Here is a 19,035-nt window from a genome sequence, read left to right as displayed (position 1 = left end):
GGCGGTTGCGAACCGCCCGGTCTTACAACCGGGTCGTGCCGTTCAGGATCGACTCGCGCGCCGTGTCGGTCATCTTCGAATAGCCGGTCTTGCTGCGCACATAGAGCGGGCCGTCGACTTGGGCGGGGTCGAAGCCGTCCTTCACGAGGTCGACCTTGCGGTATTTGAAGGTGCCGGTCGTCTCGGCCGACTTGATCAGGCGCACGAAGGCCGGGCGGGCGTAGGAGGGCAGCTCCTGGTCGACCCACTCGGCGAAGGCCTTGGCCGAGAAGCGGCCGTCGACCACCAGGGCGACCATGCCCGCCTTGCCTTCCTGGCCGGGCACGGGGACGCCGTAGGCGATGACCTCGCGCACGCCAGGCGACTCGGCGAGACGCTGCTCGACCTCGGCGGTGGAGACGTTCTCGCCCTTCCAGCGGTAGGTGTCGCCGATCCTGTCGATGAAATAGACGTAGCCTTCGTTGTCCTGCTTCATCAGGTCGCCGGTGCGGAACCAGCGATCGCCCCGCACGAAGACGTCGCGCAGGACCTTCTTTTCGGACTCGGCGCGGTCCGCGTAGCCCGAATAGGCGTGGCGGGTGTCGTCGCCGATCAGGCCGATGGCCTCGCCGACCTCGCCCGGCTTCGCCGGCTGGCACAGGCCGTCCGCGCCACGCACCGGCATTTCCGTGTCGATATCGAAGCGCACGAGGCGGAAATTGATCTTCTTTTTCAGGAAGCCCGGCACGCGGCCGATGGCGCCCGCCTTGCCGTCGAAATTGAACAGCGAGACGTTCCCTTCGGTGGAGCCGTAGAACTCCATGATCTCGGGGATGGCGAAGCGCTTCTGGAAGTCGGTCCAGACGTCGGGGCGCAGGCCGTTGCCGAAGGCGAGACGCAGCTTGTGCGACCGCTCGTCCGGGTTCTCCGGGCAGTTGACCAGATAGCGGCACAGCTCGCCGATGTAGACGAACAGGGTGGCGTCGGACGCCTTCACGTCGGGCCAGAAGGTCGAGGCCGAAAAGCGCTTGCGCAGCACCAGCCGGCCGCCGTTCAGCAGGGCTGGGCCGATGCCCACCAGGCCGCCGGTCGAGTGGTAGAGCGGCAGGACGTTGAAGGTGACGTCCTTTTCGGTGGCGAAGGTCGCGCCGGCGAAGGCGCGCATATAGGTGCGGGCCCGGGCGTGGGTGATCTTGGCCGCCTTCGGCAGGCCGGTCGTGCCCGAGGTGTAGATGTACAGGGCCGTGTCGCGATTGGTCAGGCCGGAGCGGACCGACTTGGCCGGACGGACGGACGAGCCGCTGCGGACGGGCTTGTCGAGGCCGCGGCGCTCGTCGGCCTCGTCGGCGTCGTTGAGGCCCAGCACCCAGAGCATCAGGTTGCGGCCGACGCGGCCGCGGGCTTCCTCGACCTTGCGCCAGCAATCCTCGTCGGTGACGACCTGGGAGGCGTTGGAGATGGTCAGGCAGTGAGCGAGGGCGTGGCCGGTCAGGTTGGTGTTGATCAGCGCCGTGCCGACCCCGACCTTGGCGAAGCCCATCCAGGCGGCGATGTATTCGGCCCGGTTCAGCATCACCAGGGCGACGGTGTCGCCGCGCTTCAGCCGGCGGCTCTGCGCCCAGTGGCCGAAGCGGTTGGCCATGGCGTCCAGCTCGCGATAGCTGATGCTGCGCTTGTCGTCCTGGATGGCGATGTGTTCGGGGTATTTGTCGACGGCCTCTTCCCAGTCGTCACAGACCAGGTCGGAGCTATCGAGCTCGATCGGCTTGATGCGCTGCAGCAGGCGGCTGAGGACCTTGGTGAACCGCAAGTCCCGTCGGATGTTCGCCACCAGACCCATTTCAGCAATCTCTCCGCAACAAGGCCCCGAACCGGTGATGAACAAGCCGCCCGGCCGGGTCAACCGGCGGGGGAATCCCTGCGGCATTTGAGGGCGATTCGCGAACGGTTTGGGACAAGGCGTGGCGCCGATGCGGCGGTTACGCGACGTCATCCGTCGGTGGGCGATCCGGGCGACGGGTGTTTTTGCCCGCTGCACGCAAGCGGACGGGGTGTTTAGGGGCGAAATTAAAGTAAAGCGGAAGCATAAAGCGGCGCGGTTTCCGCCTCACTTGTGTTCGCAACAGTGTTTCTTGAAGGTATCTGACACGTTCGCGGAACTCTGGTCTCTCCGACCCATTCTCGACCTCACCTTATTGGAGGAACCGAGATGACGTTCACCTACACAGACGACCGCGTACGACCGTATGGCGACCGCGCCGAGGTCGCTGCTGAAGAACCCTTCATCCCCGTCTATGCGCGCGGCAAGACCAGCCGTAGCCGCAAGAGCGGCGTCAAAAGCTGGATGATCCTGGCCCCGATCGGCGTGCTGGTCGTGGGCGGCGCCGCCGTCATGATGATGATGGGCGGCGACGACGCGGCGACCGAGTCCGCCCTGGTCGAGCCCGCGGTGGCGACGCCGGTCCTGCCGGCCGCTGCGCCTGCGGTCCCGCTGGCTGCGACGACCCCGGCCGAGGCGACGCCCGCTCCGGTCCCGGTCGCCCGTGAGGCCGCGCCTGCGCCCCGCGCCGCCCCGGCGCCCGCCCGTCGTGCGGCGGCGCCGCGCGCCGAGACCCCGGCTCCGGTCGTCCGTGAGGCGACGCCGCCTGCGCCGACCGTCACTCCGGCCGCGCCGGCTGTCTCGCCGACGACGACGCTGAACAGCACGCCGGCGACGCCCGCGCCGACCACGCCGCGTGAACCGGCCATCGTGGTCGAACCGCTCGGCTAAAATCCGGTCAGACAAGCGAAGGCCCCGAGGGATCGCTCCGTCGGGGCCTTTTGTCGTTCAGGCGGCGGGGCTGACGCGCCAGATGACGTTGCCGACGTCGTCGGCGACCAGCAGGCCGCCGAGGCGGTCGAACTGCACCCCGACCGGCCGGCCCATGGCCTGGTCCTGCTCGTTGATGAAGCCGTCGAGGATCACTTCCGGCTGGCCCGACGGGACGCCGCTTGCGAAGGGCACGAAGATCACGCGGTAGCCGTTGCGCGGCTTGCGGTTCCACGAGCCGTGCTGGCCGACGAAGGCCCCGCCCTGGAAGCGGGCCGGGAACAGGGTCCCCTCGCCGAAGGTCAGGCCCAGCGAGGCGGTGTGGGCGCCCAGGGCGTAGTCGGGCTTGAGGGCGCTGGCGACGAGTTCCGGGCGCTGCGGCTGGACCCGGTCGTCGACGATCTGGCCGTAGTAGCTGTAGGGCCAGCCATAGAAGGCGCCCGGCGTGACCGAGGTCATGTAGTCGGGCACCAGGTCGTTGCCGAGCTCGTCGCGCTCGTTGACCGAGACCCACAGCTTGCCGCTGTCCGGCTGCCACGCCATGCCCACCGGATTACGCAGGCCGGAGGCGTAAACCCGTGAGGCGCCGGTGGCGGGGTCGATCTCGAGGACGGCGGCGCGGTTCTCCTCCTCGTCCATGCCGTTCTCGCCGATGTTTGAGTTCGAGCCGACGCCGACGAACAGGCGCGAGCCGTCGGGGCTGGCGACCAGGCTCTTGGTCCAGTGGTGGTTCCGGCCGGCGGGCAGGTCGGCGACCTTGCGCGGGGCGGCGGTGATCTGCGTCTGGCCGGTCTGGTAGGGGAAGGCCACCACGGCGTCGGCGTTGGCGACGAACAGGGTGTCGCCGACCAGGGCCATGCCGAAGGGCGACATCAGCTGGTCGAGGAAGACGGTGCGCGTCTCGGCCACGCCGTCGCCGTCGGCGTCGCGCAGCAGGGTGATGCGGTTGGGGCTGGGGACGCGGGCCCCGGCCTTCTTCATGAACAGGCTCTGGAACCAGCCGCGGGTTCCGCCCTCCATGCCTTCAGGCTTGGGCGGGGCGTTGGTCTCGGCCACCAGGATGTCGCCGTTCGGCAGGCGGTACAGCCAGCGCGGATGTTCGAGGCCGACAGCGAAGGCCTGGACGCGCATGCCCTGCGCCGGCGTCGGCATCCGTCCTTCGGGCCAGCCGACGGCGTCGGCGACGTTGACCGTGGGGATCAGGGACTTCTGCGGCGCGGGCAGGGTCGGATTGGGCCCGAAGCCGATCATCGGGTCGCGGGTGGATTCGGTGCCGCAGGCCACGAGCGTCAGGACGACGAGCGAGGCGACGGCGGCGGCGGCTGCGGGGGCGCGCATGGCGGTATCCTTCGGCGCTGGAACAGGTGGGAAACCATCCGCTACGGCACAGGTTCCGTCCTGACAATCACGTGGGCAGGACCTCGCGGGGCGGGCGGATTTTCCGGAAGCGCGCCTCGATGAAGGAGAAGGTCCCGAAGGCGATGAAGCCGAGGGCGGCGAGGGTCAGGAACCAGGCTCCCGCCGGCTGCCGCTCGACGGCTTCAAGGGCGCCGCCGAAGCTTGTTACGTCCGAGGCCTCGGAATGGAAGCCGGCCAGCACGACGAGGGTCGCCAGCGGCAACCAGGCCAGCCCCCGCGCCAGATATCCTGCGCGGGCGAGCGGAGCGACGCGCCGGCACAGCCTGGCCGAGCAGGCGAGATATTCGGTGAAGTCCGTGCGGACAGCGCGCACGACGTTGGCCACGCCGACGCCGGCGATGCACAGGCCGACGCCCACCAGAATCCAGTTTCCGAACGGGAGGGACAGCACCTGCCGAGCCTGCTGTTGTCCCTGAACCGCTTCACCGGCTGCGGGATCCGCCGGGGTATGGATCAGCAGGCTGAAGGCGCTGAAGGCGAGGAAGGCGTAGCCGAGCCCGCTGCAGGCCTGACTGAAGCGGGTGTTCCAACCCTGCCGGCTGCCGCCCTCATGATCGGCGTCGAACACCGCCTGCAGGAACCGCCAGAACACGAAGGCGCACAGGCCCAGGCCGAGGAGCAGCAGCCATGCACGGCCGAAGGGCTGCACCGCAAGCCATCCGATGGCCCCCCGCGTGCCGACGGCCTCGTCCATCCAGCCGGGCAGCGACAACAGGGTGATCACGCCGACGGACAGATAGACGAAGCCGCGCGCGCCGTAGCCGATGCGGGCGACCAGTTCGACGCCGTCCCGGGCCACTGCCTCGCGCCGACGGCGGCCGGGATTGCGGACCATGTCGATCAGGCGGGTTTGCAGTCGGCGCAGGGGACTCGGCACGGCGACGGAAACACGCCGCGCCGGATAAGGCTCCGCTCATTCCAGCCGCGGCCTTGAGGTGCGGCGGGGCGAGGCATATCTGCTGGACCCCTGGGAGGGCGCTTATGCAGCCGGTGATTTCGATCGAGGGTCTGACCAAGACCTACAAATCCGGGCTGCAAGCCCTCAAGCCCACCGACCTGGCCATCCGCAAGGGCGAGATCTTCGCCCTGCTGGGGCCGAACGGAGCGGGCAAGACGACCCTGATCTCGATCGTCTGCGGCATCGTCACGCCGACGAGCGGAACGGTCATCGCCGACGGGCACGACATCCAGAAGGATTATCGCAAGGCGCGCTCGATGATCGGCCTGGTGCCGCAGGAGCTGACCACCGACGCCTTCGAGACGGTGTGGGCGACGGTGACCTTCAGCCGCGGCCTGTTCGGCCGGGCGCCGAACGCCGCCTATGTCGAGCAGATCCTTCGCGACCTGAGCCTGTGGGACAAGAAGGACGCCAAGATCATGACCCTGTCCGGCGGGATGAAGCGCCGGGTGATGATCGCCAAGGCGCTGAGCCACGAGCCCGACATCCTGTTCCTCGACGAGCCGACCGCCGGTGTGGACGTCGAGCTGCGCCGCGACATGTGGGCGATGGTGCGCAAGCTGCGCGAGCGCGGCGTGACCATCATCCTGACCACCCACTACATCGAGGAGGCCGAGGAGATGGCCGATCGGGTGGGCGTGATCCTGAAAGGCCAGCTGATCCTGGTCGAGGACAAGACGGCTCTGATGAAGAAGCTGGGCCGCAAGACCCTGACCCTGCAGCTGCAGGAGCCGCTGGAGGTCCTGCCGCCCGAGCTGTCCGACTGGACGCTGGAGCTGAAGGCCGAGGGGCACGAGCTGGAATACGTCTTCGATTCCAACGCCGAGAAGACCGGCGTGCCGTCGCTGATGCGCCGGCTGTCGGATATCGGCATCGGTTTCAAGGACCTGTCGACGCGGCAGAGCTCGCTGGAGGACATCTTCGTGGGCCTGGTCCACCAGTCGAAGACGGAGGCGGCGTGATGGCGTTCAACGGTTACGGCGTCTGGGCCATCTACCGCTTCGAAATGGCGCGGGCGCTCCGCACCGTCTGGCAGTCCATCGTGACGCCGGTGATCACCACGGCGCTGTATTTCGTCGTCTTCGGCTCGGCCATCGGGTCGCGCATGACCGAGATCGACGGCGTGCCCTACGGGGCCTTCATCGTGCCCGGGCTGATCATGCTGAGCCTGTTCACCCAGTCGATCTTCAACGCCTCGTTCGGCATCTATTTCCCCAAGTTCACGGGCACGATCTACGAGCTGCTGTCGGCGCCGGTGTCGCCGTTGGAGATCGTCATCGCCTATGTCGGGGCGGCGGCGACCAAGTCGGCGGTGCTGGGTCTGATCATCCTGGCGACGGCGTCCTTCTTCGTGCCGCTGGAGATTCTGCATCCGTTCTGGATGTTGGCCTTCCTGATCCTGGTGTCGACGACCTTCAGCCTGTTCGGCTTCATCATCGGCATCTGGGCGCAGAGCTTCGAGCAGCTGCAGTTCATCCCCATGCTGATCGTGACGCCGCTGACCTTCCTGGGCGGCGCCTTCTATTCGATCCACATGCTGCCGGAGCCGTGGCGGACGGTGACCCTGTTCAACCCGGTGGTCTATCTGATCTCGGGCTTCCGCTGGGCCTTCTACGGCACGTCGGACGTCGGCATCGTCGTGAGTCTGACGGCCACGCTTGGCTTCTTCTTCGCCTGCCTGGCGGTGGTCGGCTGGATGTTCAAAACCGGCTATCGCCTCAAGAACTAGGCGCGGCCTTCGCCACGAAAGCGGCCAGATCGGCCGCCACCTTCGGCGGCAGTAAGCGTTGAGGAAGCGCGCCGCCCCCGGGCGCGGGAGACTGCATGTCCGACGACCAATCGAAGCTGAACGGCTCCCCCCAGCCGTTCCGGCGCCCTGTGACGTGGGGCCGTCCGCCCGCCACCGTGTTCCGGGCCGGCCCGCTGCCGACCGGTGAACGCCTGCCGCCGCTGCCTGAACCGCCGCGTCCGGCCGCTGCGCCTGCGACGCCCGCGGCGACCGCGCCGGCGACGCCGCCCCGGGCCGGCGCCTTGCAGCGCCCGCCGTCCGATATCTTCAACGGCTCGATGATCCCGCGCGCGGCGCCGAAACCGGTGGAGCCTGTCGCGCCCCCTACGCCGCAGCCGGCCGCGGCCGTCGCCGCGCCTGTGGCGGCCGAGCCTGAGCCCGCTCCGCGCCCGATGGCCAAGGCGCCCGAGCCCGACCTGACCGTCCGTCCGCTGCCGGAACCCGAACCCCTGCCGGAACCGAAGCCGAAGCCTGCTCCGGCGATCAAGGCCGCGCCGGCCGCCCGTCCGGTGGAGGCCGCGCCGATCGTCAGCCCGACCCTCGCCGCCGCCAGCGCGCGCGGGAAGCCGACGCGCCGCATGCCGCTGTACGCGGGCGTGGCCGCCGTCGCCGTGCTGGGCGTCGCGGCGGGCGTCTGGTTCATGACCCGCAACCCGGCCGAGGCGCCGACCACGGCCGCCGCGCCGCTGTCGGTTGAAGCGGCGGCTCCTGCCCCCGCGACCCCGATCGAGGCTGTCGCCCCGCCTGTGGACGCCACGCCGACGACGGCTGCGCCCGCTGTGACCGCTCCGTCGCCCGCAGCGACCCGGCCGGTTCGCGCCGCTGCGTCACCGCCCGCGCGCACGACGGCGGCTCGCCCGGCCGTGACCCAGCCCGCACCGGTTCAGGCCCAGCCGCAGACGCCAGCGCCCGCGCCGGTGATCACGACTGCGCCTCTGGTGGAAATCGCGCCCGCGCCGCCGGCCGGGCCGCCGCCGACGGCCGCCGAACGCCCGGCCGCCGATCCGGACGCGCCGATCGCGACCCGGCCGCAGCCGCTGAATTGATCTAGCGGAGCGCCGTGTAGCCGCGCTCGACCATGCGGCGCAGGCCTTCATAGACCTCGGCCAGCTCCTCGTAGGCGGTGCGGGTGGCGGTCAGGCGCGCGATCTGGTCGACGGTCGAGGGCGCGCCGGATTCCGACTGGCGAAGGCCCTCGGCGACCCATTTGCCGCGCGCCGTGGCGGTCAGCACAGCCAGCCTCTGGAAGGCCGCCGCGTCGAGGTTGGGCAGCATGTGGCCGATGACCTCGCGGTTGGCCACGAAGGTCGAATAGTCGATCTGCTCCAGCAGGCCGCGCAGCTTGCGCTGCTCCTGCGGGTCGATGTCCTGCGGCTCGAAATGGTCGCGCTGACGGCGGTAGCTGCCGGTCTGGATGGTCGACATCACGCCTCTCCCGAACATGATTTCGGCAAGGCTGGCCCGCGTCGATTAACGATGGGTTGCGGGCGACGTGTCGATTTGATACTTAAGTGAATGCTTCAGTATCAGGAACCGCTCGATCTCGCCTTTCAGGCTCTGTCGGACCCGACCCGGCGGCGCATGGTCGAGCGCCTGTCGCGCGGGCCCGCCTCGGTCAGCGAACTGGCCGAGCCGCTGCCGATGTCGATGTCGGCGGTGGTGCAGCACCTGAAGATTCTCGAAGCGGCCGGCGTGGTGCGCTCGGAAAAGGTCGGGCGCGTCCGCACCTGCCGCGTCGAACCCGCCGCCCTCAGCGCCGCCGAGCGCTGGATCAACGAGCGCCGCCGGTCGGTCGAACGCAGTCTCGACCGGCTGGCCGTCTTTCTGGATGAGACCAAACCCGAAGAGGAGAAGACGAAATGACCGTCCGAACCGAACCCTCCGTCGCGCACGGGACCTTTACGGTGGAGCGTCGCTACGACGCCTCGCCGGCCCGCGTGTTCGCCGCCCACGCCGATCCGGCCGCCTTCCGCCGTTGGTTCGCTGACGGAGAGGAGTGGACCGTTCATACGTGGGAGCAGGATTTTCGCGTCGGCGGCCATTTCAGGGGCAGCTTCCGCTTCGGCGACGAGAACAACGCCACCTGGTTCAACGAGACCGAATATCTCGACATCGTCGAGAACCGCCGCATGGTCTGGAGCTACGTCATGGGCCGCGAAAGCCCGGATGGACGCATCCGCAACTCCGTCTCGCTGGCCACGACTGAAATCGTCGCCGACGGCGCAGGCACGCGGCTGGTCTATACCGAACAGGGCGCTTTCCTGGAGAGCGCCGACGACATCGCCCTGCGTGAACGGGGCTGCGCCGACATGCTCGACGCCCTCGGCCGCGAACTGAAGGCGCATGCGTGATGGCCGGCAAGGTTCGCGTCAGCAGCTTTACAGTCTCGGCCGACGGGTTCGGCGCGGGCCCTGATCAGAGCCTGTCGAGCCCCCTGGGCGTCGGCGGCGAGCTGCTGCATCACTGGTTCTATCCGACGAAGACCTTCCAGACGATGTTCGGTCAGGGCGCAGGCAAGGACGGGGTCGATAACGCCTTCGCCGAACGCGGCATGGAAGGCATGGGCGCTTGGATCCTGGGACGCAACATGTTCGGCCCCATCAGGGGCGATTGGCCCGACGAGGCGTGGAAGGGCTGGTGGGGCGACGAGCCGCCCTATCACGTGCCGACGTTCGTTCTGACCCACTATCCGCGCGCCTCGTTCGAGATGAAGGGCGGTACGGTCTTCCATTTCGAGACCGGCGGGATCGAGGCGGCGCTTGAGCGGGCCCGCGACGCGGCGGGCGACAAGGACATCCGCATTGGCGGCGGGACGGAGACGATCCGCCAGTATCTGCAGGCCGGACTGATCGACGAGATGCACATCGCGATCTCGCCGGTGCTGCTGGGCCGGGGCGAGCCGTTCTGGGCCGGGCTGGACCTGCCCGCCCTGGGGTACGAAGTCGCGAGGTCGACTGTGGGCGAGCGCGCCACCCACCTTGAGATCCTTCGCAAGGGAGGCGCGTGATGGCCGACAGCAGGCTGTATTTCGGATCGTTCACGGTCGAGCGTCGCTTTGACGCCCGGCCGGAGCGGGTGTTCGCGGCCTTCACCGACCGCGAGATCAAACAGCGCTGGATGGGCTGCGACGAGGTCGCCGCGCCGCAAATCGAACAACTGGATTTCGTCGTCGGCGGCCGCGAGGTCAGCCGGGGCGGCGGCGGGGACGGGGCCGAGCATCTGTTCGAGGGGACCTACCTCGACATCGTCGAGGGCCGTCGCTTCGTCTTCGCCTTCGTCATGCATGTGGGCGGCCGTAAGCTGTCCGCCTCGCTCGGAACGGTGGAGGTCCTGCCGGACGGCGCCGGGACGCGGCTGATCTTCACCGAACAGGGCGTCTATTTCGGCGAGGACGGCTGGGCCGAGCGCGAGGAAGGCACATCCCAGGGATTGAACCAGCTGGCCGCCTGGCTGGCGTCGCAGAAAGAAGCCGCCTGATGTCGCTGATCGTCTGGTCCCACCCCTATTCCGCCTACGGGCAGAAGACCGCCATCGCCTTCTACGAACTGGGCCTGCCGTTCGAGCTGAAGCTGGTGAACGGCGAGCCGGCGGTGACGGAGGAATTCGGCAAGGTGTCGCCGTTCGCTAAGATGCCGGTGCTGATCGACGAGGCGGCGGGCGCGACGGTGTTCGAGTCCAGCATCGTCATCGAATACCTGGATCGGCTGGCGGGCGGCGGAACGCTGATCCCGGCCGATCCGGTCGAGGCGCTGGAGGTCCGCTTCATGGACCGGATCATCGACACCTATGTCGCCGGGCCGATGAACCGGATCGTGTTCAACCGGCTGGGCCGCGCCGGCACGCCCAACGAGACGGCGATGGCGCTGGAGGCGAAGGAGCTGGAGAGCGCCTGGGACATGCTGGAGCAGCGGTTGTCGGACGGGCGCACCTGGGGCGCGGGCGAGAGCTTCACCCTGGCCGACTGCTGCGCCGCGCCGATCCTGACCTATGCGCGGCGGCTGGTTCCGTTCGGCGACCGGCCGCACCTGCGGGCGTGGCACGCCCGGCTGATGGCGCGGCCGTCGTTCGTGCGGGCGCTGGAGGAAGCGGCCCCGTTCGGCGATCTGATGCCCGCGCCGCCGCCCGCGGACTAGGTCCGGGGCTGAAGCACCATCAGGGTGGACTGGCCGTGGGCAAGAAGGCGCCCGGCGGCGTCCCTGACGGTCGCCTCGGCGGTGATGATCTGGCGCCCGGCGTTGATGACCCGTCCCTCGCAGCGGACGCGGCCCGCGTCGGCCGTGATCGGGCGGGTGAAATTCGTCTGGGTCGAGATGGTGGTGTAGCCGGCGCCCGCGGGCAGCAGGGAGTGGGCGGCGCAGCCGGTGGCGCTGTCGACCAGGGTCAGGGCCCAGCCGCCGTGCACCGTGCCCTGCGGGTTCAGCAGATGGGGACCGGTCTCGCCCTCGAATACGGCCACGCCCTCGCCGACCTCGATGAGGTCGAAGGTCATGGTCTGGCTGATGCTGGCGGGGGGCAGGCGGCCGTCGATGACGGCTTGCAGCAGGTCGCGGCCGGACATGCGTCCGATGGCTTCAGCGGTGGTGGTCGGCAGGTCGGTCATGGCGTCACAGTTGGGGGTTCGCGGGCCGGCCGCAAGCACGCGGCGGATCGCCGCGCCGGGTTGGCTGAACCTCCGACGCCCCGTAGCTCTTTGGGGAGAGAACCAAGGAGACGCCCGATGCCGCTGTTGATGTGCCCCAACGACAACGCCGCCATGCAGACGCTGGAACGCGGCGGCGTGCAGTTCGACATGTGCCCCAGCTGCCGCGGCGTCTGGCTGGACCGCGGCGAGCTGGAGAAGCTGATGGAGTCGGCCTCGGCGGAGGGCCGCGCCTCGGCCCCGCAGGCCGCCCCGGCGCCCCAGCCGCAGGCCCACGCCCCCTATCCGCCGCAGCAAGCCGCGCCGCAGCCGTGGGGCAACCAGGGCTATCGCGACGACCGTCACCGGGACGATCGCCATCGCGACGACGAGTACCGCTACAAAAAGAAGAAGCGGATGGACATCTTCGACATCTTCGACTGATTTCGTCGAGCCGCGGTCAGGCCGCCAGGCCGGCCGCGCGCATCAACCCCTTCAGCGGAACCAGCGCGTCGGGCGCGGCGGCCAGGGCCGCGCGGTTGTCCGGCGCGCGGAATAGTTTGATCGCCTCGGCCTTGGCGCGATCGGCGGCCGCGCCCAGCGGCGCGGTCTCGCCGGCGGCGAGACGCAGAAGGGCCGACAGTTTCTGCGGCAGGGGCGCGGGCGAGCGGGCCAGCAGGGCGACGATGCGCGCGTCAGCCTCGACCGAGCCGCCGACCTTGCCGATGGCGGCGCAGATGTCCGCCTCGTCGCGATCCGACAGGCCGCAGGCGCGGATGGAACGCTGCAGGCTGGCCAGCACGCCCAGTTTCTGGGCCGCGGTCATGGCCGAGCTCTGGTTGCGCATCTCGGTCTCGAACCGCAGCGAGCCGACGCAGGCCGACAGCCAGCGGGCCGCAGACCGTTTGTTGGCGACGCCGGTGACGTTCTCGCACAGCCGCGTCAGGGCCTCGGCCTCGCACAGGATGGTGGTGCACGTCTTGACGTAGGAGGCGACGAAATCGGCCGTGACCAGCGCCTTGGAGCGCTCGTTGAAGGCGGTCTGCACCTCTTCCAGCGTCAGCAGCCGGCCCGCCGTGGCGGTCAGGGTGGTGGCCAGCGCCCGCAGGATGTCGATCTCGCCCGCCGCATCGTTGGGACGCAGGCGGCGCGGGCTCATCAGTTCGCGCAGGACCATGCGGGCCAGGGCGGCGGCCAGCAGGGGGAACTCCGCGGTCTCGAGACGCGCGCCCAGACGGGCGGCCGGACCTTCGACGGCCGGAATCTGCAGGGCCATGCGCGGATCCTGACGGACCAGCATGCTCACCTCACGCGGCGCGACCATGCGCACGACGGCGGCCAGAGACCCGCCCTGGTCGAGCGACGGCCCCAGCACGTCGGCCAGGTTGGTGCGCGCGCCGAGCATTTCGCACAGGATCTGCTCGATCGGCACGAGCACCATGGCCCGCGGGTGGCCGTCCATCGGCGCGCGGTCGGCGATGTCCATCAGGCGATCGATGCGGACGCGGCTGCCGCGGAGGCCCTTCAGCGCCCCCGCCACGACGCCGCCCATGATGAAGGCGCGCTCGGGCTGGCCTTCCAGCCGGTGGGCCATGTCGGCGATCGACTGGTTCTCAAGGCTGGGGAAACGGTTCTTGCGTCCGGCCGAGACCAGCCGCTCGATCGCGGTATCCGCCAGGCGCTGGTAGTGGCGCACCAGATCATGAACCGGCTGGCCGACGGCCTGGCTTTCCGGGACCGCCACCTTCTGGATGGCGTGCTGAAGTTCGACGCCCGATGCGTCCAGCTTTTCGGCCAGGTCGGGGCGATGCAGCAGTTCGAAGGCGGTGACGCCCTGGCGATTCAGCCAGTCTTCCAGCACCCGTCCGATCTGGTCGCGGGCCACCGGGGCGTAGAGGTCCTGGGGCGTTCCGCAACGCGGTCCCGCCTGGTCGTCGGCGACGACACGCTTCTGTTTCACCTCCGGCACGCCACGGGTCAGCACGGTGATGCTGTTGAATTCCATGGTGTCCGGATCGAGCGTTTCCTTGGTCACCCGGACCGCCGCCGCATAGCCGTCGCGCAGCAGGTCCTCGGCCGTGTCGATGGCGTGACCACGGTCCTCGCTCGCCATCTGGAGGGTCCAGGGCGAGGGCGCGGTTTTCCGCACATAGACTTCGTAGTGGACGGGGCCGGCCATGAAACGCTCGCACAGTTCGAGCGTGAAACATGCCGCACAGACTTTAAGGGCGGGTTTCGTTGCGAATTCGGGCGGCGCGGATCATTCTCCCGCCGCATTCTCACCGCGATCGCATAGAACGGTTACGCTTGCCGTGCGTTGCAGTCGCGCACGTCGAAGCCTGCAAGGAGACCCCGTTGGCCAACATCACCCTTGTCGATGACGACGAGAACATCGTCGCCTCCGTCTCGCTGGCGCTGGAAAGCCATGGCCACAAGATCACCGCCTACCATGACGGGGCCGCGGGGCTTGAGGCGCTGGAGAGCTCGCCGCCGGATCTGGCGATCCTCGATGTGAAGATGCCGCGCATGGACGGGATGGAAGTGCTGCGCCGTCTGCGCCAGACCTCCAGCCTGCCCGTCATCATGCTGACGTCGAAAGACGAGGAGATCGACGAGATCCTCGGCTTCAACCTCGGCGCCGACGACTACATCCACAAGCCGTTCAGCCAGCGCCTGCTGATCGAGCGGGTGAAGGCGCTGCTGCGCCGCACCGGCGCCGACGGCGGCGAGCCCGAGGCCGCGGGCGAGAACTCGAACAAGGCGATCAAGCGCGGCAAGCTGACCATGGATCCGGCCCGCCACGAGAGCACCTGGGACGGTCGTCCGGTGAAGTTGACGGTCACCGAGTTCCTGCTGCTGCAGGCCCTGGCCCAGCGCCCCGGTTTCGTGAAGAGCCGCGACAACCTGATGGACGCCGCCTACGACGATCAGGTCTATGTCGATGACCGCACCATCGACAGCCACGTGAAGCGCATGCGGAAGAAATTCCGGGTGGTCGACCCCGAGTTCGACGCCATCGAGACCCTGTATGGCGTGGGATACCGTTACCGCGAAAGCTGATCCGGCCCCCGGGGCCGACGACGACCGGCCCCGCCTGAAGCGATTCGGCGGGTCGCGGCTCGGCGGCCTGATTCTGGCGCTGAACCTGCTCAGCCTGCTGATCCTGTTCGTCGGGGCTCTGGCCCTGAACGAATGGACCCGCGGCCTGATCGAGGCGCGGCAGCAAACCCTGACGGCCCAGGCCGAGCTGTTGGTCCGGGTGCTGGGCGAACCCCAGATCGGGGTGACGCGCGGCGATCCCGTGCCGGTGCTGGACCCGATCGAGGCCAGCCGCTGGCTGCGCGACAACTTCATTCCGTCGGGCCAGCGCGCCCGTCTGTTCGACGTCGACGGCCTGCCGGCGGCCGACAGCTACACCGTGACGGAGGACATTCCCGGCTCGCCCCTCCCGCCCGCCCGGCCCGCCGGCACGCCGCCGCCGCAGGGCGCGGAGAAGAAGGAACAGCGCAGTGCTCGCACGGCCGAACTGGCCCGCGCCGAGCTGGCCGCCGAAATCCAGGGCGCGCTGGAAGGCCGTAACCAGGCCACGGTCCGCATGTCCGAGAACGGCGAACGGGTGGTGTCGGTGTCCATTCCCGTGCGCCACGTCGAGCAGGTGCTGGGCGTGCTGACGCTGGAGGCCGGCGATGTCGACGGCACCGTCGCCGAACAACGCCGCGCCCTGATGCCCTTCGCTCTGGTGGCGCTGTTCGTGAACCTGCTGGGTTCGCTGCTGATGCATCTGTTCGTCGCGCGGCCGGTGATGCGTCTGTCGGCGGCGGCCGACGAGGTTCGCCTGCAGCGGTCCCGCGCCATCTCCCTGCCGGATCTGGAAAGCCGCAAGGACGAGATCGGCGATCTGGCGCGTTCTCTGGAGACGATGACCGAGACCCTGTCGGACCGGATGGACGCGATCGAGGCCTTCGCCGCCGACGTGTCGCACGAGATCAAGAATCCGCTGACCTCGATCCGCTCGGCGCTGGAGACCCTGCCGCTGGTCAAGACCGACGAGCAGCGCGCGAAGCTGACCAATCTGCTGCAACAGGACGTGCGCCGCCTCGACCGGCTGATCACCGACATCTCCAACGCCTCGCGCCTGGACGCCGAGCTGAACCGCGACCGGCCGCGCACGGTGGACCTGACCCAGCTGCTGACCGAGATCGCCGGCGTCTACGAGGCCGGACGCAAGCCGGGCGAGGCGCGGCTGGTGTTCGAGGCGCCCGCCGGCGACCACGCCATGATCACCGGCCGCGACGGACCGCTGGGGCAGGTGTTCCGCAACCTGATCGACAACGCTCGCTCGTTCAGCCCGCCCGACGGCGAAGTCCGCGTCTCGCTGGTGCGCGACGAGTCGGATCCCGATCGCCCCGTGCAGGTGCGGGTCGAGGACGACGGCCCAGGCATTCCGGCCGAGAACCTCGAGACGGTGTTCGAGCGCTTCTACACCTCGCGTCCGCGCGGCACGGCGTTCGGGGCCAATTCCGGCCTCGGCCTGTCGATCGTGCGCCAGATCGTCGAGGCCCACGGCGGCCGCGTCTGGGCCCGCAACCGCACCGACCCCGACGGCGGCGTCGCCGGTGCGGTGTTCGTGGTCGCGCTTCCCCCCGCCGCAGGCCGCAGACTATGACCGCGCCCGTCCAGCCGACCCACGCCACCGTCGTCGCCCAATGGAGGTCCGGTCGCGGCTGGCGCGCCGTGCTGCTGTTCGGGCCGCCGGGCGCCGGGAAGAGCGACCTGGCCCTGCGTTTGATCGCCCGGGGCTGGCGGCTGGTGTCCGACGATTACGCCCATGTCTTCGCCTCGGGCGGCGCGCTTTACGCCCGCGCTCCGGAGACGATCGAGGGGCGGATCGAGGTGCGCGGCGTCGGGGTGACGCCGTCCTGCGCCCTCGGTCTCGCCCGTGCGGTTCTGGCCGTGGAGCTGTCCGATGAACCCTTCGAGCGCATGCCTGAACCCGAAACCCGCGTGCTGGACGGGGTCTCCGTACCGCTGTTGCACCTCAACCCGCGCGAGGCCTCCGCAGGTGAAAAGGTCGCGGCGGCCATCGCCCGGCTTTAACCCGGCTTCGAGTTGGGCTATTCCGCCCGGCTTGCGGTCAGTCCATGGGGCGGCCGACACGCGGGGGCGCGAGTCTTGGTGAAGCCTTCATGATCGGGCTGGTGATCGTCACCCACGGGGGTCTGGCCTCCGAATTCCTGTCGGCGATGGAGCACGTGGTCGGGCCCCAGCGCGGGGTCGCGGCCATCTGCATCGGGCCGGAAGACGACATGGAGCGCCGCCGGCGCGACATCGTCGATGCCGCGCGCGCGGTGGACGACGGCGACGGCGTCATCCTGCTGACGGACATGTTCGGCGGCACGCCGTCCAACCTGGCCATCTCGGTGATGGAAGAGACCCATGCCGAGGTCATCGCGGGCCTGAACCTGCCGATGCTGATCAAGCTGGCCAGCGTGCGCGTGCGCGAGCCGCTGGAGGCCTGCGTGGCCCACGCCCAGGACGCTGGCCGCAAATACATCTCGGTGGCCAGCTGGGTGCTGCAGGGCGAGAAATGACGCAGACGGCCGCCGCGACCGCCAACATCTGCAACACCCGCGGGCTCCACGCCCGGGCCAGCGCCAAATTCGTCAAACTGGCTTCGGGCTTCGACGCAGAGGTCCACGTGACCCGCGACGGCGTGACGGTGAACGCCCTGTCGATCATGGGCCTGCTGATGCTGGGCGCCGGCAACGGCTGCACCATCGACATCGCCGCTGAAGGCGCCGAAGCCCAGGCCGCCATCGACGCCCTGCTCGACCTGGTGGCCCGGAAGTTCGACGAGGGCGAGTAGGCCGTCAGTCCTTGGACCGGTCCGGCAGCACCGCGCCGACGTGGTCGATGCCAAGCTTCGCAGCGATCTCCATCTGCCGTTGCCGCTCCAGATAGCGGTCCCGCTGATCGTCCGAGCGCGTGTCATGGCAGCGCTCGCAGCAGACGCCCTCGACGTAGCGGGGCGAGGTGCGCCCGGCCTCGCTGACCGGCATGCGGCAGCCGCGGCACAGGGTGTGGCTGCCTTCCGACAGGCCATGGCCGACGGCGACGCGCTCGTCGAAGACGAAGCATTCGCCCTCCCACAGACTTTCAGCCGGCGGGGTGGTTTCGAGGTAGCGCAGGATGCCGCCCTCGAGGTGATGGACGTGCTGGACGCCCTCCGCCTTCAGGAAGGCGGTCGCCTTTTCGCAGCGGATGCCGCCGGTGCAGTACATGGCGACCTTCGGCGGAGTCGGCCGGTCCAGAAGGGCGCGGCCCTCGGTCCGGAACCAGTCGGGGAAGTCGCGGAAGCTGCGGGTGTTGGGCTGGACCGCACCCGTGAAGGCGCCGACGGCGGCCTCGTAGTCGTTGCGGGTGTCGATGATCACCGTGTCCGGGTCCGCGATCAGGGCGTTCCACTCGGCCGGCGAAACGTAAGTCCCGGCGTCGCGGACAGGATCGAGATCGGGCTCGCCCATGGTCACGATCTCGGCCTTGAGCCGCACCTTCATCCGGTAGAACGGCATCATGGCGGCGCTGGAGAATTTGAGCTCGAGCTCCGCGAAGCCGGGCAGGGCGCGGACGCCGTCCAGCACGCGTTCGATCGCCTGCGCCGGCCCGGCGATGGTGCCGTTCAGCCCCTCGTGCGCCACCAGCAGGGTGCCGCGGACATCAGACGCGCACAGTTGCTCCAGCCGATCGCGCACGGCCTCGCGATCATCGATCCGCGCGAACCGGTACAGGGCGGCGACGAGAACGGGGGAACCGGTCACCAAAGTCGCTTTCGCGCGAAGGCATGGCCCGACCCGGACTTGAGGTAGCGTTCAAAGGCCACGGCCTTCGATGGGTCGTTAAAGGCGAGATAGGTCACAAGACGCCAGGGTTTGAACTTCGAGGTGTGCCTTGATTGCCCGGCATTATGGGCAGCAAGGCGGCTACGCAGGTCGTCGGTCATCCCGACATAGTGCTCGTCGGGATGCGCAATGCTCTCGATGAGATAGACGTACCGCATGAGCCGCCCCGCTCCGCTGAGGCTTGTGGCGGCATCCTGCTTCCCGCTCCAACGCATGCCAATACCGACGTGCGCGCACTGAGGAAGAAGCAAAAGGCTGCGAGCGGCGGCCCTTCTTCGCCAGGGCTTCGAAGGGCATCCAGCTTCGCGCTATCCGACCTGTCCTGCGAAGCGCGTCAGCGCGAAGAGGGTGAGAGTGGGGGCCCTTCTTCGCCGAGGCTTCGAAGGGCATCCTACTTCGCGCTATCCGACCTGTCCTGCGAAGCGCGTCAGCGCGAAGCAGGATGGTGGAGCCGAGGGGAGTCGAACCCCTGACCTCGTCATTGCGAACGACGCGCTCTACCAACTGAGCTACGGCCCCGTTTCCGGGTGCAGGCGAGGGCGCGACATACGAGTGGCGGCCCGG

At 69.0% G+C, this 19,035-nt stretch carries 23 protein-coding genes and 1 tRNA gene; 15 read left to right on the top strand and 9 right to left on the bottom strand.

The window, feature by feature from the left end:
- Positions 1 to 22: 22 nt before the first annotated feature.
- Positions 23 to 1,819 (bottom strand): long-chain-acyl-CoA synthetase, encoded by a 1,797-nt coding sequence (locus GGR12_RS00190; RefSeq protein ID WP_183201602.1) that lies wholly within the window; start codon positions 1,817 to 1,819, stop codon positions 23 to 25.
- Between the two features lie 369 nt (positions 1,820 to 2,188).
- On the opposite strand from GGR12_RS00190, the gene GGR12_RS00185 reads away from it, so the two are divergent.
- On the top strand, positions 2,189 to 2,749 hold the full coding sequence (locus tag GGR12_RS00185; protein WP_183201600.1) for a hypothetical protein: 561 nt from the start codon (positions 2,189 to 2,191) through the stop codon (positions 2,747 to 2,749).
- A gap of 57 nt (positions 2,750 to 2,806) precedes the next feature.
- Here the strand turns inward: GGR12_RS00185 and GGR12_RS00180 are convergent, their stop codons facing one another.
- Together GGR12_RS00180 and GGR12_RS00175 are read right to left on the bottom strand one after the other, a co-directional pair.
- Positions 2,807 to 4,126: a PQQ-dependent sugar dehydrogenase gene (locus GGR12_RS00180; protein ID WP_183201598.1), complete on the bottom strand. Its 1,320-nt coding sequence runs from the start codon at positions 4,124 to 4,126 to the stop codon at positions 2,807 to 2,809.
- 67 nt (positions 4,127 to 4,193) lie between these two features.
- A complete protein-coding gene (locus tag GGR12_RS00175) occupies positions 4,194 to 5,084 on the bottom strand; it encodes a DUF1206 domain-containing protein (RefSeq protein WP_221212172.1) in 891 nt (296 codons plus the stop codon).
- A 104-nt stretch (positions 5,085 to 5,188) separates the two neighbouring features.
- On the opposite strand from GGR12_RS00175, the gene GGR12_RS00170 reads away from it, so the two are divergent.
- The 3 genes from GGR12_RS00170 (at position 5,189) to GGR12_RS00160 (ending at position 8,000) form a co-directional block, all read left to right on the top strand.
- Positions 5,189 to 6,127 (top strand): ABC transporter ATP-binding protein, encoded by a 939-nt coding sequence (locus GGR12_RS00170; RefSeq protein ID WP_183201596.1) that lies wholly within the window; start codon positions 5,189 to 5,191, stop codon positions 6,125 to 6,127.
- Positions 6,127 to 6,894 (top strand): ABC transporter permease, encoded by a 768-nt coding sequence (locus tag GGR12_RS00165; protein WP_183201594.1) that lies wholly within the window; start codon positions 6,127 to 6,129, stop codon positions 6,892 to 6,894. The genes GGR12_RS00170 and GGR12_RS00165 overlap by 1 nt, the downstream gene beginning before the upstream one ends.
- Before the next feature lie 95 nt (positions 6,895 to 6,989).
- Positions 6,990 to 8,000 carry a hypothetical protein gene (locus GGR12_RS00160; protein ID WP_183201592.1) on the top strand — a complete coding sequence of 337 codons (1,011 nt, stop codon included), beginning with the start codon at positions 6,990 to 6,992 and terminating at the stop codon, positions 7,998 to 8,000.
- Between the two features lies 1 nt (position 8,001).
- On the opposite strand, the gene GGR12_RS00155 is transcribed toward GGR12_RS00160, so the two are convergent.
- Positions 8,002 to 8,379 (bottom strand): hypothetical protein, encoded by a 378-nt coding sequence (locus GGR12_RS00155; RefSeq protein ID WP_183201590.1) that lies wholly within the window; start codon positions 8,377 to 8,379, stop codon positions 8,002 to 8,004.
- 90 nt (positions 8,380 to 8,469) lie between these two features.
- Between GGR12_RS00155 and GGR12_RS00150 the strand changes: the two genes are divergently transcribed.
- The 5 genes from GGR12_RS00150 to GGR12_RS00130 are packed head-to-tail and all read left to right on the top strand — an operon-like array spanning position 8,470 to position 11,087.
- Positions 8,470 to 8,817 (top strand): ArsR/SmtB family transcription factor, encoded by a 348-nt coding sequence (locus tag GGR12_RS00150; RefSeq protein WP_183201588.1) that lies wholly within the window; start codon positions 8,470 to 8,472, stop codon positions 8,815 to 8,817.
- Complete coding sequence (locus GGR12_RS00145) at positions 8,814 to 9,305, top strand: SRPBCC domain-containing protein (RefSeq protein WP_183201586.1); 492 nt, start codon at positions 8,814 to 8,816, stop codon at positions 9,303 to 9,305. Before GGR12_RS00150 ends, GGR12_RS00145 begins: the two co-directional genes overlap by 4 nt.
- Positions 9,305 to 9,961 (top strand): dihydrofolate reductase family protein, encoded by a 657-nt coding sequence (locus tag GGR12_RS00140; protein WP_183201583.1) that lies wholly within the window; start codon positions 9,305 to 9,307, stop codon positions 9,959 to 9,961. Before GGR12_RS00145 ends, GGR12_RS00140 begins: the two co-directional genes overlap by 1 nt.
- A complete protein-coding gene (locus GGR12_RS00135; protein ID WP_183201581.1) occupies positions 9,961 to 10,431 on the top strand; it encodes an SRPBCC family protein in 471 nt (156 codons plus the stop codon). Before GGR12_RS00140 ends, GGR12_RS00135 begins: the two co-directional genes overlap by 1 nt.
- Positions 10,431 to 11,087, top strand: a complete 657-nt coding sequence (locus tag GGR12_RS00130) for a glutathione S-transferase family protein (protein WP_183201579.1) — start codon at positions 10,431 to 10,433, stop codon at positions 11,085 to 11,087. Before GGR12_RS00135 ends, GGR12_RS00130 begins: the two co-directional genes overlap by 1 nt.
- On the opposite strand, the gene GGR12_RS00125 is transcribed toward GGR12_RS00130, so the two are convergent.
- On the bottom strand, positions 11,084 to 11,554 hold the full coding sequence (locus GGR12_RS00125; RefSeq protein WP_183201577.1) for a PaaI family thioesterase: 471 nt from the start codon (positions 11,552 to 11,554) through the stop codon (positions 11,084 to 11,086). The genes GGR12_RS00130 and GGR12_RS00125 overlap by 4 nt on opposite strands.
- Positions 11,555 to 11,671: 117 nt before the next feature.
- Here GGR12_RS00125 and GGR12_RS00120 point away from each other — a divergent pair, with 117 nt between their 5' ends.
- Positions 11,672 to 12,016 carry a TFIIB-type zinc ribbon-containing protein gene (locus tag GGR12_RS00120; protein ID WP_183201576.1) on the top strand — a complete coding sequence of 115 codons (345 nt, stop codon included), beginning with the start codon at positions 11,672 to 11,674 and terminating at the stop codon, positions 12,014 to 12,016.
- Positions 12,017 to 12,032: 16 nt separating this feature from the next.
- Here GGR12_RS00120 and GGR12_RS00115 read toward each other — a convergent pair whose 3' ends face one another.
- Complete coding sequence (locus tag GGR12_RS00115; RefSeq protein ID WP_183201574.1) at positions 12,033 to 13,751, bottom strand: hypothetical protein; 1,719 nt, start codon at positions 13,749 to 13,751, stop codon at positions 12,033 to 12,035.
- A gap of 176 nt (positions 13,752 to 13,927) precedes the next feature.
- On the opposite strand from GGR12_RS00115, the gene GGR12_RS00110 reads away from it, so the two are divergent.
- From GGR12_RS00110 to GGR12_RS00090, 5 genes are all read left to right on the top strand, one after another.
- Positions 13,928 to 14,632 (top strand): two-component response regulator ChvI, encoded by a 705-nt coding sequence (locus tag GGR12_RS00110; RefSeq protein ID WP_183201572.1) that lies wholly within the window; start codon positions 13,928 to 13,930, stop codon positions 14,630 to 14,632.
- Positions 14,601 to 16,238: a sensor histidine kinase gene (locus GGR12_RS00105; protein WP_183201570.1), complete on the top strand. Its 1,638-nt coding sequence runs from the start codon at positions 14,601 to 14,603 to the stop codon at positions 16,236 to 16,238. Before GGR12_RS00110 ends, GGR12_RS00105 begins: the two co-directional genes overlap by 32 nt.
- The gene (locus GGR12_RS00100; RefSeq protein ID WP_183201568.1) at positions 16,235 to 16,669 is read left to right on the top strand and encodes an HPr kinase/phosphorylase; all 435 of its coding nucleotides are present in this window, start codon (positions 16,235 to 16,237) and stop codon (positions 16,667 to 16,669) included. Before GGR12_RS00105 ends, GGR12_RS00100 begins: the two co-directional genes overlap by 4 nt.
- An 89-nt stretch (positions 16,670 to 16,758) precedes the next feature.
- Complete coding sequence (locus GGR12_RS00095; protein ID WP_183201566.1) at positions 16,759 to 17,163, top strand: PTS sugar transporter subunit IIA; 405 nt, start codon at positions 16,759 to 16,761, stop codon at positions 17,161 to 17,163.
- A complete protein-coding gene (locus tag GGR12_RS00090; protein WP_183201564.1) occupies positions 17,160 to 17,438 on the top strand; it encodes an HPr family phosphocarrier protein in 279 nt (92 codons plus the stop codon). Before GGR12_RS00095 ends, GGR12_RS00090 begins: the two co-directional genes overlap by 4 nt.
- Before the next feature lie 4 nt (positions 17,439 to 17,442).
- Here the strand turns inward: GGR12_RS00090 and trhO are convergent, their stop codons facing one another.
- The 3 genes from trhO to GGR12_RS00075 all read right to left on the bottom strand — a co-directional run bounded on the left by trhO (position 17,443) and on the right by GGR12_RS00075 (position 18,990).
- A complete protein-coding gene (trhO, locus tag GGR12_RS00085) occupies positions 17,443 to 18,390 on the bottom strand; it encodes an oxygen-dependent tRNA uridine(34) hydroxylase TrhO (protein WP_343053027.1) in 948 nt (315 codons plus the stop codon).
- A complete protein-coding gene (locus GGR12_RS00080) occupies positions 18,387 to 18,629 on the bottom strand; it encodes a GIY-YIG nuclease family protein (RefSeq protein WP_183201560.1) in 243 nt (80 codons plus the stop codon). Before GGR12_RS00080 ends, trhO begins: the two co-directional genes overlap by 4 nt.
- Before the next feature lie 285 nt (positions 18,630 to 18,914).
- Positions 18,915 to 18,990: transfer RNA gene (locus GGR12_RS00075), tRNA-Ala, on the bottom strand.
- Between the last annotated feature and the right edge of the window lie 45 nt (positions 18,991 to 19,035).

Origin of the sequence: Brevundimonas lenta (assembly GCF_014196335.1) — a bacterium.
Taxonomy (GTDB): domain Bacteria; phylum Pseudomonadota; class Alphaproteobacteria; order Caulobacterales; family Caulobacteraceae; genus Brevundimonas; species Brevundimonas lenta.
This window is presented reverse-complemented; position numbering and strand designations above follow the sequence as displayed.

Excerpts from the sequence above, each read along its gene's own strand:
- GGR12_RS00190 (WP_183201602.1), bottom strand. The coding sequence starts at position 1,819 with ATGGGTCTGGTGGCGAACATCCGACGGGACTTGCGGTTCACCAAGGTC.
- GGR12_RS00185 (WP_183201600.1), top strand. The coding sequence starts at position 2,189 with ATGACGTTCACCTACACAGACGACCGCGTACGACCGTATGGCGACCGC.
- GGR12_RS00180 (WP_183201598.1), bottom strand. The coding sequence starts at position 4,126 with ATGCGCGCCCCCGCAGCCGCCGCCGCCGTCGCCTCGCTCGTCGTCCTG.
- GGR12_RS00170 (WP_183201596.1), top strand. The coding sequence starts at position 5,189 with ATGCAGCCGGTGATTTCGATCGAGGGTCTGACCAAGACCTACAAATCC.
- GGR12_RS00165 (WP_183201594.1), top strand. The coding sequence starts at position 6,127 with ATGGCGTTCAACGGTTACGGCGTCTGGGCCATCTACCGCTTCGAAATG.
- GGR12_RS00160 (WP_183201592.1), top strand. The coding sequence starts at position 6,990 with ATGTCCGACGACCAATCGAAGCTGAACGGCTCCCCCCAGCCGTTCCGG.
- GGR12_RS00155 (WP_183201590.1), bottom strand. The coding sequence starts at position 8,379 with ATGTCGACCATCCAGACCGGCAGCTACCGCCGTCAGCGCGACCATTTC.
- GGR12_RS00150 (WP_183201588.1), top strand. The coding sequence starts at position 8,470 with ATGCTTCAGTATCAGGAACCGCTCGATCTCGCCTTTCAGGCTCTGTCG.
- GGR12_RS00145 (WP_183201586.1), top strand. The coding sequence starts at position 8,814 with ATGACCGTCCGAACCGAACCCTCCGTCGCGCACGGGACCTTTACGGTG.
- GGR12_RS00140 (WP_183201583.1), top strand. The coding sequence starts at position 9,305 with ATGGCCGGCAAGGTTCGCGTCAGCAGCTTTACAGTCTCGGCCGACGGG.
- GGR12_RS00135 (WP_183201581.1), top strand. The coding sequence starts at position 9,961 with ATGGCCGACAGCAGGCTGTATTTCGGATCGTTCACGGTCGAGCGTCGC.
- GGR12_RS00130 (WP_183201579.1), top strand. The coding sequence starts at position 10,431 with ATGTCGCTGATCGTCTGGTCCCACCCCTATTCCGCCTACGGGCAGAAG.
- GGR12_RS00125 (WP_183201577.1), bottom strand. The coding sequence starts at position 11,554 with ATGACCGACCTGCCGACCACCACCGCTGAAGCCATCGGACGCATGTCC.
- GGR12_RS00120 (WP_183201576.1), top strand. The coding sequence starts at position 11,672 with ATGCCGCTGTTGATGTGCCCCAACGACAACGCCGCCATGCAGACGCTG.
- GGR12_RS00115 (WP_183201574.1), bottom strand. The coding sequence starts at position 13,751 with ATGGCCGGCCCCGTCCACTACGAAGTCTATGTGCGGAAAACCGCGCCC.
- GGR12_RS00105 (WP_183201570.1), top strand. The coding sequence starts at position 14,601 with ATGGCGTGGGATACCGTTACCGCGAAAGCTGATCCGGCCCCCGGGGCC.
- GGR12_RS00100 (WP_183201568.1), top strand. The coding sequence starts at position 16,235 with ATGACCGCGCCCGTCCAGCCGACCCACGCCACCGTCGTCGCCCAATGG.
- GGR12_RS00095 (WP_183201566.1), top strand. The coding sequence starts at position 16,759 with ATGATCGGGCTGGTGATCGTCACCCACGGGGGTCTGGCCTCCGAATTC.
- GGR12_RS00090 (WP_183201564.1), top strand. The coding sequence starts at position 17,160 with ATGACGCAGACGGCCGCCGCGACCGCCAACATCTGCAACACCCGCGGG.
- GGR12_RS00080 (WP_183201560.1), bottom strand. The coding sequence starts at position 18,629 with ATGCGGTACGTCTATCTCATCGAGAGCATTGCGCATCCCGACGAGCAC.